This is a genomic window from Amycolatopsis sp. NBRC 101858 (assembly GCF_030269325.1).
GTDB lineage: Bacteria > Actinomycetota > Actinomycetes > Mycobacteriales > Pseudonocardiaceae > Amycolatopsis > Amycolatopsis ponsaeliensis.
The window spans coordinates 57,077-72,706 of sequence record NZ_BSTD01000006.1; the positions used below are offsets into that span (position 1 = coordinate 57,077).

Sequence of the window (15,630 nt, forward strand, 5' to 3'; positions counted from 1 at the left end):
ACAGTGGCCGATCTTCCACCTACGTTTGCATCGTCCGTGGATCGACGGCCGGAAGGTGCCCCATGGCCGAGAGCAAGCTTCGAGCCGCCTCGCGCGGACCACGCCCGGCGAGCAGCCGGTGCGCCGCCGCCCGGGTTCGATGAGCCGTCGCGAGTACGGCGGCCATCGTGTCCGCGACGGCCTGCGGGGTCAGGCCGTGCGGGTCGAGCACCCGGCCGGCCGGGATCCGCTCCAGGTCGTGGGCGACGGCGAACTGGTCGCTGGAAAACGGCAACGCGAGCGCCGGCACGCCCGCGGCGAGGCACTCGGTGAACGTGTTGTTGCCGCCGTGGTGCACCACGGCGGCAACACGGGACAGCAGCGCCCGCTGGGGCACCTGGTCTTCGACCTCGACGCGGTCGTTCCCGGCGAAAGCCGCCCGTACCGGTGCGGCGCGGTCTCCGGCCGCCACCAGGACCGCGACGTCGGGGATCCGGAGCAAGCCGGTCACGACGGTGCGGAGCACGTCGTCGCGAGCGGACAGGAACGTGCCGAAGGAGACCAGCACCAGCCTGCGCCGGCCGTCGCCGGTCAACCGGTCGATCCGCCGCACCCAGTCGTCGGTCAAGGACGTCTTCCCGACGTCACTGCAGTGCCCGGCGAACCGCAGCGCCGGGCCGCGCGGCAGGTCCGGCAGCCACGGCAGTTCGGGGTAGTTGAACAGCACGGCCTCCGCGGACGTCAGGCCGAACGCGCTGGGCGGCGCCGGCCGGGCCGGGGCGTGCTCGGCCAGGAACGCCGCGAACAGCCCGGTGAACTGCCGGTCGTTGGCCTCCGCCTCGGCGCGGAGGCGAGCCAGGTCCCCGGCGCCGGGACGGATCGCGTCCGGCCAGTACGGCGGCAGCCCGAAGAACCGCCCGGGACCTTCCAGGACGTAACCGGGGTGACCGGGACAGTAGGCCGCCCAGCGCCGGCCGAGGGCGTGGAGCGCCAGCGTGACGGCGTAGGCCAGCTGGTCCACGAGGTACCAGTCCGGCCGGAACCGGTCGTCGAACTCCCGCACCGAAGCCAGCACCGCGGCGGGATCGGGCAGCATGTCGGCCCGCCGGTGCCGAGCCTGGGCGAGCAGCGCCGGGATCGCGCCCGCCCGCGTCGCCTCGAGGAACTCGGCCAGCCGGGCCGCGCCGGCGGCTTCCTGCCGGGTGCGTTCCGCGATGCCGGTGTTGGCGTTGTCGCCGAACGCGAGAACGCCGAAGGGCAGCCCGTGTTCCCCGGCGAGGCCCGCGAACGCCGGCGCGCACGCGAAAGTCACGTCGGCGCCCTCGGCCGCGAGCGCGGCACCGACCGTCGCGAGTGGACGCGCGTGCGACGCGAACGGCGGGCTCACCACCGCGATCCGCGGTCCCGTCGATGCGGTCATCCGCACCTCCTTCTCCGTCCCCACCGACCCTACGGCCTGAGCACGGGAGCCCCGCTGTGACGATTTCGGCGACCACGACCACCACGCACCCCGCCGACGCGGTGGCCCGGCTGCGCGCGCTCGGCCCCGGGGCGTCCCCGGACCGGCTCGCCGACGTCCGCCGCGCCTTCCACCCGTCGTTCGCCGGTCCGGCGCTGATCGAGTACGCCGGTGTCCGTCCGGCGCTGCCCGACGCGGACTCCGCGTTGGCCGCCCTGCGCGCGCTCGCTCGCGCACCAGTCACCCCGGCACCCGCCGAAGTCCTCGCGGCCACACCGGAAACCGGCGACGAGCTGATCGACTCCCTCGCGACGGCCGTCGCCGCGGACGTCTTCGGTGACGCCGTCGCCGCACACGGTTCGGAGGCAGCCGCGGCGGCGATCGCCGCGGCGTCACCACGCCACCGGGTCCTGCTGCTGGACCTCGCCGAACGCCACGCACTCCGCTGTTTCCCGGTGGCCGACGTGATCGCCGGACTCGACGGTGACCGCGGCCACCGGCACGCGGCGCTGCGCTACTTGTCCCAGTGCACCGGAGACCCGGCGGCCGCCGAAGCCATCGCGTCGGCCCGCGAGAGCACCGACGACCCCTACGAACGTGTCCTCGCCTCGATCTGCCTGGCCCGCCTGGCCGACGTCCCCGACGGCGCTCCCTTGTGGACGGTCCCGCCACCGGCCCGGCCGGGGCTGACCGTGGCCCAGTCGATGCTGCTGGGCTCGTTCGACCACCCGGGCGCCGGCGCCAGCGGCGGGCTGACGGTCCTGCTGCGGCACCTCGGGCACGCCCTCCCCCGCCGGCCCGGGATCGCCCGCGTGGTGACTTTGACCCTGCTGGGCCGGGACCGACTGGCCGAGCGGCCCGTGCTGGCCGAGCCCGACGGGACCGGGCACGTGGTGCTGCGGCTCCCGGTGGACGCGGCGGGAGCGCCGGCCCAGATCGACCTGTCCCGGCACCGCGCGGCGATCACGTTCCTCGCCCGGCAGCTGCTGTGGCTGTCGGGCTGCACCCCGGACGTCGTCCACGTGCGGTACTCCGACGACGGATCCGCCGCGATCGCCCAGGCCGCCCGCGCCCTCGGCGCCCGCACCGTGTTCACCCTCACCGCCGACCCGCACCGCTCGCTCGCCGAGCGGCACGCCGCCGCCGGTCCCGCAGGTCCCGTCGCCGCCCGGTTCGACCTGCACCGGATGTACACCGCCGACCGGCTGGTCGCGACCGTGGACACCCTGCTGGGGTTGCCCGGCCGGCCCGACGGCGAACTCCCCGGGTACTTCCCGCGGCTGCGGGGGCGCGAACCGGAGTCCGTCGCCGAAGGGATCGCCCTGCTGCCCCGCGTGCCCACGGCCGAAGCCCGCCAGCAGCGGCTCGCCGAGTCCCTGTTCGCCCCGTCCCCCGGCCTGCCGCGGCTGGGCGACGCCGCCCGCGGCCTGCCGGTCATCCTGTCCGTGGGCCGGCTGCACCCGGTCAAGCAACAGGACCTGCTGGTCGAGGCCTGGCTCACGCGCGGCCTGCACCGGCAGGCCGCGCTCGTGCTCGTCGGCGGCGACCCGGCCGCTCCGACCGCGGAGGAAACCCAGGTCCTCGGCCGGATCCTGGCCCTGTCCGAAGAGCACTCCGAAGCGGCCGGCCGGCTGGCGGTGCTGCCCGCGCTCGGCAACGACGACGTCCGCTTGCTCGAACACGGCCTCACCCGGTGGCTCCCGGCGCCGACACCCCACCTCTACGTGTGCCCGAGCCGCAAGGAGGAGTTCGGCATCGCCGTGCTCGAAGCGATGGACGCGGGCCTGCTGGTGCTCGGCCCACGCCGCGGCGGGCTCGGCCACTACATCGAGCACGGCCGCAACGGGATGCTGGCCGACACCGCGACGCTGAGCCGCTTCGCCGACGGGCTGACCGCGTTCGTGCGCGCCGCGGCCGGCGATCCCGCCCGGGCGCGGGCCGCCGCGGCCGCCGGCCGCGCGACCGTGGCCGAGCGGTTCAGCATCGACCGCGTCGCCGGGCGCTTCGCCGACGTCTACCAGCACAGCGTCGCCACACCCTGGAGGAGGCAACCGTGAGCGCGGCCACCGCCCTGATTGCCGGGAAGGAAGCTGCGCGATGTCGCCCGCCCCGGTGCCGTGCTCGCCTTTGACCACCTGCTCGACGAGCTCGGCAGATGCCCGAGGACGGATCCGATCGTTGCGCAGCACCGGCCTGTCACGGCCGGTACGCCTCGAACTCGGAAAGCCCGACGTTTCTGCCGGCTGCCGTGCCGGCGGCCAAGAACTTCATCCAGGTCACCGACCGAGGTGCGAACGCGATCACCTTGCCGATCCCGCTGTTGTCCAACGCGGACACCGGCACGGCACTGCCATCACTGAACGCCAGCGTTCCGCCGAGCACCGTTGGAAGCCCACTCGCCGACGTACGGCGGATTACCCGCCATCCGCCGCAACTCGCGCAGACCGGTCGCGAGGTTCGCTACTGCCCCGTCCTCGGTCAGCGGTCGCTCGTGTCGCGGCACCGGCAGGTTCCGCCCCCTCGATTACGAGGGCACATTGTTCGGGAGCTCCGAGCGCGATGTCCAGCCGCCGTCCGGCGCAGCAGCGCGTCTCACCCGGTGGCCGGCTCACGTAGGGGGATCGGCAACGACGCGTGCCGGCCATGGTTTCCCCTTCGAGTGGCGTCCGTTTCAGGGACCGCACAGTCCACCCGGGCGGGCGCGTTCTCCCAGTCCTTACGAAAGGAGAACGCGCCCGCGCCGACCGGACGCCCAGCGGAATAGCGCGGGTACGCCGCACGTCTGTACATCTGCACGTCCAGGTGCGTTTCACCTGGTGTCCCAGCTTCGCGCCGCCAGGCGGGGAAGGAAGAGCTGTGCCTCAGCAGGCCAAGTACCACAAGAATCCGGAAGCCGTGTCGGGACTGGATCCGGAGCAGTACCGCGTTACTCAGCAGGACGGCACGGAACGTCCGTTCGCGAACGCGTACTGGGACAACCACGAGCCGGGCATCTACGTCGACGTCGTTTCCGGCGAGCCGCTGTTCGCTTCGGTCGACAAGTACGACAGCCGCTCCGGTTGGCCCAGCTTCACCAAGCCGATCGCCAAGTCCACCGTCGTCGAGCGTGAAGACTTCAGCCACGGGATGATCCGGGCGGAGGTCCGGTCGCTGCACGGGGACAGCCACCTCGGCCACGTCTTCGATGACGGCCCGCTCGACAAGGGCGGAATGCGCTACTGCATCAACTCCGCGTCGTTGCGGTTCGTCCACCTCGACGACCTGGAAGACGCGGGCTACGGCGACTACCGCACCCTGTTCACCAGCGACACCGAGGGCCAGTGAGGAACGCAGGCGCGCGAACTCCGGTTCGCGCACCGGCCGGTCGAGGAGAGCCCATGCCGACCCCGCCCGCCACGATCTCGACCCCGGTGGAGATCGTCGCGCTGCTGGTCTCCTCCGCACACGCCTTCGAAGGCCGTCCCGCGGACGGCCCGCGGCCCGACCCGAAACCCGTCGAGCGCGACGAGGTGACCGTGCGCGCCACGCTCGGGCTCGTCGGTGACCGGTACTTCAACCAGCCCGCCCACCGCCGGGCCGCCGTCACCCTCTTCGCCGCCGAGTCACTCGACGTTCTCGCGCGGGACCTCGGCCTCGCCGTGGTGCCGGGCCCGCACCTGCCGCGACGCAACATCGTCGTGCGCGGGTTTCCCGTCGACGAGCTGGCCGCGTGGCGGGACCGGCGCCGTCTTCGGCCTCGACTCCGGGGCGGGCGAAGTCCGGTTCCATGCCTATCGCCCGGCCCACCCGTGCGCCTGGATGGATGTGGTGCTGGCGCCCGGCGCGTTCCGCGGGCTCCGCGGGCGCGGCGGCGTGCGCTGCACCCCTCTCGATGACGGAATCCTGCGGGTCGGTCCCGCGTCCCTCACCGTGGTGCGCTGCCCCGCGGCCTGACACAGCTCCACCGCGGCGCGGAAATCGGGGCTGGTAGCTGCGGATGTGGTCGATGGCCGACCTCATATGTTGCGCTGGAATGATCTCCGGGGTGCGCGGGCTCTCCTGCCGGCGCAACGAATCCGCCTGACTCGCTGTCAACACCTGGTAGATCTGGAACGTCGCCGCGACGATCACCGCGCTGCGGACCGGGGTGGTGTCGAACTGGAACACCTACTGGTCGAGGTGGGCCGCCGGCCGGCCAGGTCTCCGCGGTGTCTGCACGGCGACCCGCGGGTGCAGCCGGACAGTCCTGGAACAGGCCGAAAGTGGCCGCAGCGGACTGGAACACCGAATCTCGAGTTTCCTGTGGGTGACGACAACCGGGCCGCCGCGCGCCCTGATCAAGACGGCGGACCGGCTTTGGCCGCGGCCCCCTCGATGATCACGTCCAGGCAGTCGTGGAACAGGTCGTCGACTGTGCGGCCAGGCTGGAAGTAGTCGGTGATGCCGGCCACGACGGTCGGATACGCCGCGGTGAACTCGGCCAGGTCGAAACCGTCGGCGCCGGTGTCCGGGCGGGGCGCCTGCTCCTCCAGGACGTAGCCGACGGTGAACCGCTCCACCGTCAGCACGATCATGCGCGCGTGACGCAGCGGAAATCCCCGCGCCACGAGGGTGCTCATCGCCAGTTCGGAGATCGCGGCCATCTTCCGCGACAGCTGGGCGGCCGAGATGACCCGGGCACCGTCGGGATGGGCGAGCAGTGCCCGGCGCAGCCGTTCGGCGAGACCGGTCAGCCAGTCCTGCCAGGGTTCCTCCGCGGGCGGCGGGGACAGCTCGGGAAACTGCTCCTCCAGGATGTGCTCGGCGATCGCGGTGACCAGCGCCGCCTTGTTGGGCACGTGCCAGTAGAGCGTCGGCGACTGCACGCCGAGGCGCGCGGCCAGTTTCCGCGTGGTCACGCCGTCGAGCCCTTCGGCGTCCAGCAGGGCCACGGCCTCGGTGACGATCTGCTGCCGGTCCAACGTCAATCTCGGCACCTCCCGGCCGCACTCTATCAGTGATAGGCTGCCTCTATCAGTGATAGAGACACCTGGAGGGTGACGATGACCGAATACTCGCTCCGCCACGCGCTGCACCGGATGACCCACCGCATCCCCGGAGTGCCCGCGCACATCGAGCGGCCTGCCGGGCACCAGGGCCACGCCCCCGCGCGGCACCACTCCCCTGCCCGCAACCACTCGCCCTCCCGGCCACCTCGCGTGCTGGCCGCCTGGCAACGGCGGATCGCCGCGTTCTTCGGGCAGGAGCTGCGATGAAAGCGGCGGTGCTGCACGAGGTCGGTGGCATCCCGCGCTACGAGGACTTCCCGGATCCGGTGGCGGGCGACGGCGAGGTGATCATCGAGGTCTCGGCGGTTGCCGTGGAGAACGTCGACAAGGCGTTCGCCGCCGGGGAGCACTACGCGAGCACGAAGTACGTCGCCGCGCTGCCCGCGATCGCCGCGTTCGACGGCATCGGCACGCTCCCGGACGGGACCCTCGTCGGGTTCGGCAATCCGCGCCTGCCCTACGGCGCGCTCGCCGAGCGGACCGTGGTGCCGGAAGGCTCGTTCGTCCCGATCGCCGAGGACATCGACCCGGCCGTGGCGACGGTGCTGGGCTCGGCGATCACCGGCATGTCCGTCACGACCGCCGCGGGTTTCGTCCCCGGCGAGACGGTGCTGGTGCAGGGCGCGACCGGCGTCGCCGGGCGGCTCGCGGTCAAGGTGGCCCGGCTGCTCGGCGCCGGGCGGATCGTCGCAACCGGCCGGGACGACGATCAGCTGCGCGACGTACTGGCTCTCGGCGCCGACACGGTGATCAACACCGCGGTCTCCGACGAAGAACTGGCGCAGGCGTTCACCGACGCCAGAGGAGACGGCTACGACGTCGTCGTGGACTACCTGTGGGGGCGGCCCACCGAGATCCTGCTGCGCTCGCTCGTACCGACGTCGTTCGCGTTCCCGAAACCGACCCGGGTGATCCAGATCGGCCAAGCCGCCGGGGCCACGCTCAGCCTCACCGCGGAGAGCCTGCGCACCTCCGGGGTCGAGATCTGCGGTGCGGCCAAGGGACTCGACCCGCAGACCATGGGCGAGGTCTACGGCCAGATCGTCGGCTGGACCCGGTCCGGGCAGCTCACCTTCGACCTGGAGAAGGTGCCCCTGACCGACATCGAGGCCGCCTGGCAGCGCACCGACCTGCACGGCAAACGCCTCGTCGTCCTGCCGTAGCCCACGGTCCAGGCCGCCGGCGGGGCCGACCATACGGGGTACTCGGTCAAGGTAAAAGGCGCTTGGGTATTCCTTGACTCCCCTACGGGTAACTGGACGGCTGCCGTTCGTCTCGGTGTCGTCAGCCCGGAACGCGCGTCGGCGAGCATCCGCGCATGGAAATCCCGAGAGTCGGTGTTCCCGACGCGCTGGCTGCCCGCCTGAGCATGGCCGAGCAGCACGAGTACCTCTCCCGTCGTTCCCTGCTCAAGGGCGCCGCCGCCACCGGCGCCCTGCTCGGCGCCGGCCCGCTGCTGCTGCCCGGCACCGCCTACGCCGACGGCGCGAAGGTCGCCCCGGCCGGGCGGCACCTCGCCTTCGGCCGCAACCCCCGCACGGACATCCGGGTCGCCTGGCAGGTGCCCACCCGCGTCAAGAACCCGTTCCTGCGGGTGGCCGACCACCACGACCGGCACGGGTTCCAGTGGGGACACCGGATCCCGGCCGAGACCCGTGCCCTGCACTCGGAGGTCGCCGGGGTCATCGCGCCCTACGACCAGTACTACCTGCACGCCGAGGCGAGCCACCTGACGCCGGGCCGCACGTATACGTACGCCGTCGGCCACGACGGCTTCGACCCGGCTCGCGGCGACGGCGGCGCTGCGGCGATCTCGACGTTCACCACCGCCCCCGCGCGCGGCTTCCCGGCCGGCAAGTTCACCTTCACCGCCTTCGGCGACCAGGGCGTCTCCACGACCGCGCTGGCCCAGGACGGCGCCGTCGCGAAACAGCACCCGCGCTTCCACCTGCTGGCCGGCGACATCGCCTACGCCGACCCGAGCGGCGCGGGCCTCCCGCCCGGCCCGGTCGCCGACGGCACCCACGACCTCTACGACCCGAAGGTCTGGGACGCCTACTACACCCAGATCGAAGGCGTCGCCGCGTCCGTGCCGTGGATGGTCACCACCGGCAACCACGACATGGAAGCGCTCTACTCGCCCGACGGCTACGGCGGCCAGACCAAGCGCTGGGACTTCCCCGGCAGCGGCCCGGCCGACTGCCCGAGCGTGCACTCGTTCATCTACGGCAACGTCGGCGTGATCTCCCTGGACGCCAACGACGTCTCCTACGAGATCCCGGCCAACCGCGGCTACTCGCACGGCTCGCAGACCGCGTGGCTCAAGCGCCGCCTGCGCTACCTCCGGCAGCAGCCCGACGTCGACTTCATCGTCGTGTTCTTCCACCACTGCGCCTACTCCACGACCAACCAGCACGCGTCCGAAGGCGGCGTGCGGGAGGAGTGGGTGCCGCTGTTCGACCAGTACCACGTCGACCTGGTCGTCAACGGGCACAACCACATCTACGAACGCACGGACGCGCTGCGCGGCGGCCGGATCACGCGGAAGGTCGCGATCGGCGACACCGTCGACCCGGACCGCGACGGCACGGTCTACGCGACCTGCGGCGGCGGGGGCCGCAGCGTCTACAGCTTCCCGGTGCCCGACACCTTCGAGGGCGAGTTCACGTCGTATCACTGGGTGCGGGGCGGCGGGCAGGAAACCGAAACGGTCGGCTGGTCGCGCGTGCGCTACACCGGCTACTCGTTCCTGGCGATCGACGTCGAGCCGGCGTGGTTCGGCCACAAGACCACGCTGACCGTGCGGACACTGCGCAACGACGGCGTGGAGATCGACCGGTTCACCCTGCGCCGTACCGCGGGCCTGCACACGGCCGGAGGCTTCGGCACTGCCGGGCTCGGCTCCGACCCCGGCGACGCCTGAGTATCGCGCGAGTCCGATCGGCCGGCGCCGGCCTCTGGGGCGCCGGCCGCTCGACCGTCTCCCTGCCGGGTCGGCAATCGCTCTCGGCAGCCGGAGTCCCCCGGACGACCTCAAGACACGCGACTCCCTGGCCCGGGCGATGAGCACATCCGGAATTCTCGCTGCCATGGCGACGTCCGCTGCCGGAACACCGCCGATGTCAGCCGGTGAGTTCACCGAGCGCTCCCACGCCAGCCGGGTGCGGATGGCCTGCCGGTGATCGACATCGCCGGGCTGACCGCGACCGAACAGCACGATCCCCTTGGCGGGTGGCGGGCGGATCGTGGTCAACGAGCAGAAGCCGGTGCCGGACGCCGACTTCGGACTGGCCGAAACCGCCGTGCACATCGTGCTGCCGCGGTGCCTCTCGGACCAAGTCCGGTCCGAGGGGCGGCGGGCCGCGCAAGGGTGCTGCCATGGCAGCGCGCCGTGCTCCCGGGTGTCCGGCGGGATCACACCGCTGCAGGCCGAAGCCAACGGCGGCCGGCTACAAGCCCGCTCGGAATGGGCGTAGGAGTACGAGCCGGACGGCTACCGGGCCTGCGTGCGGATCGCCCGGACGGCACCGCCGTGCCCACCAGCCGCACCGGCACCGGCTTCACTCACGAATCCGACCTCGTCGGCGTACTCACGGCGTCCGCTCGTAGACGGTCCCCAGCCGCACCAGGGTGGGACGTCCGTCCAAGCCCGGTTCGTAGAACTGGACTGCCAGAAAACTCCCCGGGCTGCCGAGGTCCATGACGAATCGGCTCCGCGCGCTGTCGATGCAGGTGATCGGCATGGCCTGGCCGCCGCCCGCGGGGCTGCCCATCAAGCGGTCCCAGTCGGCCAGGCCGGCATCCGGGAGCAACCGCGCGTGGAGTTGCCCGTCGCGCACCTCGACCGACACCTGGCCGTCCGGGGCACGGTAAAGGCCGGTGAACCGCTCGCGGTCGACCTCGATGCTCGCCTCGGGTGGGGCGACGGCCGCCGGGCCCCGAGCGTCGAAGAATTCGTCGAGGAGCTCGGTGCACAAGGTGGAGTGCAGCATCGCTCCGGTGCTGCTGTTGGTGAGTACCGCGAGCACGGCCTGCTGCCGGGGAACGACGTAGAGGGTCGAATGCATGCCGAGGTTGGCGCCGGAGTGCGTCAGGACCGGGTCGTCGCCCTCACGGAAAATGCCCCAGCCGAGCCCGAAGTTCGCGCACCCGCGGAGGCAGCCCCAGAACTCGTCGTACTGGGGCGTGCGCATCTGCTCCAATGCTGCCCGCGACAGGAGGCGGTGTCCGTCGGGTGTCGTGCCGTCGATGTGCATCCGTCCGAAGTGGACCAGCGACTCGACGTCGAGCCACAAGCGTGAACCGGCCGGGCCGTACTCCGGCCAAACACGCAGGCGCGGCACCCTTGAGACGGCTCCGCTTGCGGGGTGGACGACGTGCCCGACGGCCGTTGAGTGGAGGAGCATTTCCTCGGCGTCCGCCGTCGCGGTCATGCCGAGCGGCTGGAGGATGCGGGTGCGCAGTGCGACGTCGAAACGTTCGCCGGTGATCACCTCCATCAGTCGTCCGAGGGTGCTCATTCCCATGTTGCTGTAGGAAAACCGCCGACCGGGGACGCCGGTGACCTCCAGCGTCGTGAGTTCCCGCATCAGCCGCTCGAGCACGTCGTCGCCCGGCTCCAGGTTCGGCAGGTAGTTGCCGGGCAGGCCCGACGAGTGGTTGAGCAGCATGCGCACGGTGATCGCCGCCGAGCGGCCGGGATCGGCCGTCGTGAAGCCGGGGAGGTACTCGCTCACGGGCGCGTCGAGGACGAGCTGCCCCTCGTCCACCAGGGTCATCGCCAGGGACGCGGTGAGCGTCTTCGTCACCGAGCCTGCCGCGAACAACGTGTCCGGCCGCACCGGAGCGCCGGTCGTCACGTTGACCGTCCCGGTTTCGGACCGGATCAGCGTGCCGTCGTGCCACAGCGCCGCCGACGCACCCGTCACGGTGAACTTCTCCGCCAGCCGCGACAGCCGATCGGCGAGTTCGTTCGATGTGAGCATCAAGTGATTCTGTCAAGCGAGTGGGCGCGCCGCATTCGACAGCTGTCGAATGCGGTCACCCGTCAGTGCGACTCCTGTCCATACCAGGGTGGCGCCCACGGACCTACCGTGATGTGACGCACCGGAGAACGGAAGGAAGACGACGATGTCACTCCTGCTGACGGGCGCGACCGTCATCGACGGCGTCGCCGACAAGGGCATCGACGGCCGCGCGATCTTGATCGAGAACGGCCGCATCGCGGCGATCGACCGCCCGGACGCCCTGGCGGTCCCGGCGGGCACCGAGACCCTCGACTTCAGCGGGAAGTTCCTCATCCCCGGGCTGATGAACGCCAACGTGCACCTCCTCGTCAACATCATGTTCGAAACGCTCGTCCGGTACGAAGGGCGCTACGAAGACTTGATCGCCGAGGCCGCGCAGGTCGCGCTGAAAGGCGGGCTGACGACGGTGTTCGACACCTGGGGGCCGCGCCGGGCGCTGATGGCGGTCCGCGACCGGATCGACCGGGGCGAGACGCCCGGCAGCCGGATCCGCTGCGCCGGCAACATCGTCGGGTTCGACGGCCCGTTCTCCGACGACTTCGACAAGCGGATCCCCGGCGTCGGGAGCTCCCACTTCGTCGACCGGGTGAACGCGACGTGGGTCGAGAACGTCGGGCGGCACCTGATGTGGCTGACGCCCGAGGAGGTCGGCAAGGAGGTCCGCGCGTACCTCGAACGCGGGATCGACTTCGTCAAGTACGCGTCGAACGAGCACGGCGGGGCCTCGGCCGGCGCCTTCATCCAGTTCTCGGAGCGCACGCAGCGCGTCATCGTCGAAGAAGCCCATCGCGCCGGGTTGACCGCGCAGGCCCACACCTCGTCGGTCGAAGGCCTGCGGATGGCGATCGAGGCGGGCTGCGACCTCGTGCAGCACGCCAACACGACCGGCCCCACCGAGATCCCGCGCGAGACCCTCGAACTCTTCGCCGAGAAGAACTGCGGCGCGGTCCTCTTTCCGCTGACCGACAACGGGTTCAAGGTTCTCAAGGAGTCCATTTCGGACCCGGAATGGACGATCTGGAAGGCCTCGGACGCCAACGCCCGCCACCTCGTCGAGGCGGGGGCATCGATCCTGCTCGCCAACGACGGCGGCATCTTCGCCCCGGAGGTCATGAGCGAGCCGATGATCAAGGGCACCTGGAACGGCCTGCCCGAAGACGAGGGGCTGAACCGCCTGGCGACCGGTCATTTCGTCTGGCTCCGGGCCATGGAAGAAAAAGGCATGGCGCCGATGGCGTTGCTGCACGCGGCCACCCGCAACATCGCCGAGGCCTACCACGTCGACGACGACCTCGGGACACTCGAGGCCGGCAAGATCGCCGACCTGGTCGTCCTCGACGAGAATCCCCTGCTGGGCGCCAAGAACTACCAGAGCATCCACGCCGTCATCAAGGACGGCGCGCTGGTGGATCGCGACGCGCTGCCGGAACAGCCGCTGCTGACCGCGGACCTTCCTCCCGAGCTCGAGGAAGAGGCCCGCTACAAGCGAGCGCTCCATCACGGCGCGCGCCTGCCGGGTTGCCCCTCCTGCGTGAACGGAAACCACTGATGCCCACGACCCGGCCGGACGCTTCCGAGTGCGGCACGCGGGCTGTGGTGTGGGAGCAGCACTGCTGCCTCCCGCTCGACCCGGACACCGACGTCGACGTGCTGTGGCGGTACGCGAAGGCGGGAGCATCGTTCGTGTCGGTCAACGTCGGCTACGCACCGCACGACGTTGCCGACACCATCCGGGTGGTGTCGGGGTTCCGGCACCAGCTGCTCGGCCGGCCCGACCGCTACCTCCTGGCGCGCACGACCGAGGACGTGCGCGAGGCGCGGGCCACCGGACGGCTCGCCGTCGCGTTCGACCTGGAAGACACCAATCCGCTGGGTGGGCGGGCCGACCTGGTGCAGACCTACTACGACCTGGGCGTGCGCACCATGCTGCTGACCTACAACCAGCGCAACGCCGCCGGCTCCGGCTGCCACGACGAGAGCGACGGCGGCCTGACGGACTTCGGCCGGGAGGTGGTGGCAGCGATGAACCGGGCAGGAATGGTGGTCGACACCGCGCATTGCTCGTACCGGACATCGATGGACGTCTTCGCGGCGTCGACGGCACCGGTGGTGGTGTCCCACACGGCGGCGCGAGCGGTGCACGACGACGCGCGCAACGTGTGGGACGACCAGATGCTCGCGTGCGCGGCGACCGGTGGCGTCGTCGGGATCAACGGGGTCGGAATGTTCCTGGGAGACAACGACGCGAGCACCGAAGCGCTCGTCCGCCACGTCGAGCACGCCGTGGAAGTGATCGGGTGGGAGCACGTGGGCCTCGGGCTGGATTTCTGCTTCGACCAGGTCGGTGACGAGCTGGCCGCGAACCCCGAACTGTTCCCGGCGAGCTACTCGCAGTGGGACAAGCTGGAGTTCATCGAGCCCGAACGCCTGCCCGCCATCACCTCGGCCCTGGTGAAGCGCGGCCACCCGCCTGAGGCGGTCGAGGGGATCCTGGGCGGCAACTTCCTGCGCGTGGCCGAGGAGGTGTGGCGGTGAACGGGAGGACACCCCGTCGGGTCGTGGTCGTCGGCGCCGGCGTCGTCGGGCTTTCCTGTGCGTGGTTCCTGCAAAAGCACGGCGCGGAGGTCACCGTCCTGGAGCGGTCGGCGGTGGCGGCGGGCGCGTCGTGGGGCAACGCCGGCTACCTCGTGCCGGCCATGGTGGCACCGCTGGCGGAGCCGGCCCTGCTGCGGGAAGGCACACGAAGCCTGCTCACCCCCGGCTCACCGGTCTCGGTCAGTGGACGGCCGTCCGCGGCGACGGTGGCGTTTCTGGCCGGGTTCGCGCGGAACGCGACCGCGTCCCGGTGGCGGCGCGGGATGGCCGCGCTCGCGCCGCTGGCGGCCGACGGCCTCGGCGCCTTCGACGAGCTGGCCAAGGGCGGCGTCGCTGCGGAGGTCCACGAGCGGACCGTCCGCATCGGGTTCACCGCCGGCCAGGACACCGCGGGGCTCGAGCACGAACTCACCGCCGCCCGGACCGCCGGGCAGGACGTCTCCTACCGGATCTCGGCGGGCCACGAGGCGCCGTTCTCCGACCAGATCACGCAGATCCTGCACCTGCACGGACAGCGGTTCCTCGCGCCGGGCGCGTTCCTCGACGCGCTCGCCGCGTCGGTACGCGAGCGAGGTGGCGAGATCGTCGAGGGCGCTCACGTGCGGTCGATCGGGTTCGGGCCCGGCGGGCTGCAGGTGGACACCTGGTCCGGACCGCCGCACAAGACCGACGCCGTCGTGCTGGCGACGGGCGCGTGGTTGCCGGAGCTGGCCCGCCTGCTGGGCGTGCGCGTGCCGGTGCAGGCCGGGCGCGGTTACTCGTGCAGCGTCCGGCTCGCCGAACCGCTCGAGGGTCCGGTCTACCTGCCCGGCGCACGGGTGACGCTCACCCCGTACGGCGACCGGGTCCGGATCACGGGCACGATGGAGATCGCCGACCGGGACGCACCTTTCGACGGTCGCCGCATCGACTCGATCCTGCGCTCGCTCCGCTCCTTGCTCGACACCGAGTGGGACGACGTCCGCGAACCGTGGGCCGGATCCCGGCCGCTGACACCCGACGGCCTCCCGGTCATCGGAGCGACGAAGCTTCCCGGCGTCCACGTCGCGGGCGGGCACGGCATGTGGGGCGTGACGCTGGGACCGGTCACCGGAAAGCTGCTGGCCGACCAGATCGTGAGCAGGACCGCCGCCCTCGAACTGGGTCCGTTCGACCCGCTACGCCCAAGGAGCCTTCGATGAGCGACACCGCGATCACCCCGCCGCCCGCGCCGGCATTCCGCAGGCAGGGCAACCTGCTGTTGATGTCGGGTCAGGTCGGGGTCGACGAGAGCCGGCGACCGGTGACCGGGGCGTTCCCCGACGAGGCCCGCGCGGCCTTCGCGAACGTCCGGCGGGTGCTGGCCGAGGCCGGCGCGCGCCCGGACCACATCCTCAAGGTCACCGCCTACCTGGCCGACCTCGATGACTTCGCCGCCTACAACGAAGTCTGGACCGAGGAGTTCCCCGACCGGCGTCCCGCTCGGACGACGATCGGCGCGCGATTGATCTCGCCGTTCCGCGTCGAGCTCGACGTCGTCGCGTGGCTCGACGACGTCCCCTGA

14 protein-coding genes and 1 pseudogene are annotated in these 15,630 nt (G+C 71.5%); 11 read left to right on the forward strand and 4 right to left on the reverse strand.

Going from position 1 to position 15,630, the window contains the following annotated elements:
• Positions 1–19: 19 nt before the first annotated feature.
• Entirely contained in the window at positions 20–1,399 is a 1,380-nt protein-coding gene (locus QSK39_RS39380; RefSeq protein ID WP_285482927.1) for a glycosyltransferase, read from the reverse strand.
• A gap of 56 nt (positions 1,400–1,455) precedes the next feature.
• Here QSK39_RS39380 and QSK39_RS39385 point away from each other — a divergent pair, with 56 nt between their 5' ends.
• Positions 1,456–3,495, forward strand: a complete 2,040-nt coding sequence (locus QSK39_RS39385; protein WP_285482928.1) for a glycosyltransferase family 4 protein — start codon at positions 1,456–1,458, stop codon at positions 3,493–3,495.
• A 139-nt stretch (positions 3,496–3,634) separates the two neighbouring features.
• Here the strand turns inward: QSK39_RS39385 and QSK39_RS39390 are convergent, their stop codons facing one another.
• A complete protein-coding gene (locus QSK39_RS39390; RefSeq protein ID WP_285482929.1) occupies positions 3,635–3,820 on the reverse strand; it encodes a DUF7402 domain-containing protein in 186 nt (61 codons plus the stop codon).
• 474 nt (positions 3,821–4,294) lie between these two features.
• Between QSK39_RS39390 and msrB the strand changes: the two genes are divergently transcribed.
• Together msrB and QSK39_RS39400 are read left to right on the forward strand one after the other, a co-directional pair.
• Positions 4,295–4,762, forward strand: coding sequence for a peptide-methionine (R)-S-oxide reductase MsrB (gene msrB, locus QSK39_RS39395; protein ID WP_285482930.1), 468 nt, complete (start codon positions 4,295–4,297; stop codon positions 4,760–4,762).
• Positions 4,763–4,815: 53 nt separating this feature from the next.
• Positions 4,816–5,313 (forward strand): molybdenum cofactor biosysynthesis protein, encoded by a 498-nt coding sequence (locus QSK39_RS39400; protein WP_285482931.1) that lies wholly within the window; start codon positions 4,816–4,818, stop codon positions 5,311–5,313.
• A 441-nt stretch (positions 5,314–5,754) separates the two neighbouring features.
• On the opposite strand, the gene QSK39_RS39405 is transcribed toward QSK39_RS39400, so the two are convergent.
• A complete protein-coding gene (locus QSK39_RS39405; protein WP_285482932.1) occupies positions 5,755–6,384 on the reverse strand; it encodes a TetR/AcrR family transcriptional regulator C-terminal domain-containing protein in 630 nt (209 codons plus the stop codon).
• A 75-nt stretch (positions 6,385–6,459) separates the two neighbouring features.
• On the opposite strand from QSK39_RS39405, the gene QSK39_RS39410 reads away from it, so the two are divergent.
• From QSK39_RS39410 to QSK39_RS39425, 4 genes and pseudogenes are all read left to right on the forward strand, one after another.
• On the forward strand, positions 6,460–6,672 hold the full coding sequence (locus tag QSK39_RS39410; RefSeq protein WP_285482933.1) for a hypothetical protein: 213 nt from the start codon (positions 6,460–6,462) through the stop codon (positions 6,670–6,672).
• Positions 6,669–7,628, forward strand: coding sequence for a quinone oxidoreductase family protein (locus QSK39_RS39415; protein ID WP_285482934.1), 960 nt, complete (start codon positions 6,669–6,671; stop codon positions 7,626–7,628). Before QSK39_RS39410 ends, QSK39_RS39415 begins: the two co-directional genes overlap by 4 nt.
• Positions 7,629–7,783: 155 nt before the next feature.
• Positions 7,784–9,388, forward strand: a complete 1,605-nt coding sequence (locus tag QSK39_RS39420; protein ID WP_285482935.1) for a purple acid phosphatase family protein — start codon at positions 7,784–7,786, stop codon at positions 9,386–9,388.
• Positions 9,389–9,677: 289 nt separating this feature from the next.
• Positions 9,678–9,941: pseudogene (locus tag QSK39_RS39425) on the forward strand (hypothetical protein); the annotation flags it as partial.
• 114 nt (positions 9,942–10,055) lie between these two features.
• Here the strand turns inward: QSK39_RS39425 and QSK39_RS39430 are convergent.
• Positions 10,056–11,450, reverse strand: a complete 1,395-nt coding sequence (locus QSK39_RS39430; RefSeq protein WP_285482936.1) for a serine hydrolase domain-containing protein — start codon at positions 11,448–11,450, stop codon at positions 10,056–10,058.
• 145 nt (positions 11,451–11,595) lie between these two features.
• Here QSK39_RS39430 and QSK39_RS39435 point away from each other — a divergent pair, with 145 nt between their 5' ends.
• The 4 genes from QSK39_RS39435 to QSK39_RS39450 are packed head-to-tail and all read left to right on the forward strand — an operon-like array spanning position 11,596 to position 15,630.
• A complete protein-coding gene (locus QSK39_RS39435; RefSeq protein ID WP_285482937.1) occupies positions 11,596–13,041 on the forward strand; it encodes an amidohydrolase family protein in 1,446 nt (481 codons plus the stop codon).
• A complete protein-coding gene (locus QSK39_RS39440; RefSeq protein WP_285482938.1) occupies positions 13,041–14,027 on the forward strand; it encodes a dipeptidase in 987 nt (328 codons plus the stop codon). Before QSK39_RS39435 ends, QSK39_RS39440 begins: the two co-directional genes overlap by 1 nt.
• Positions 14,024–15,268: an NAD(P)/FAD-dependent oxidoreductase gene (locus QSK39_RS39445; protein ID WP_285482939.1), complete on the forward strand. Its 1,245-nt coding sequence runs from the start codon at positions 14,024–14,026 to the stop codon at positions 15,266–15,268. Before QSK39_RS39440 ends, QSK39_RS39445 begins: the two co-directional genes overlap by 4 nt.
• Entirely contained in the window at positions 15,265–15,630 is a 366-nt protein-coding gene (locus tag QSK39_RS39450; protein ID WP_285482940.1) for a RidA family protein, read from the forward strand. Before QSK39_RS39445 ends, QSK39_RS39450 begins: the two co-directional genes overlap by 4 nt.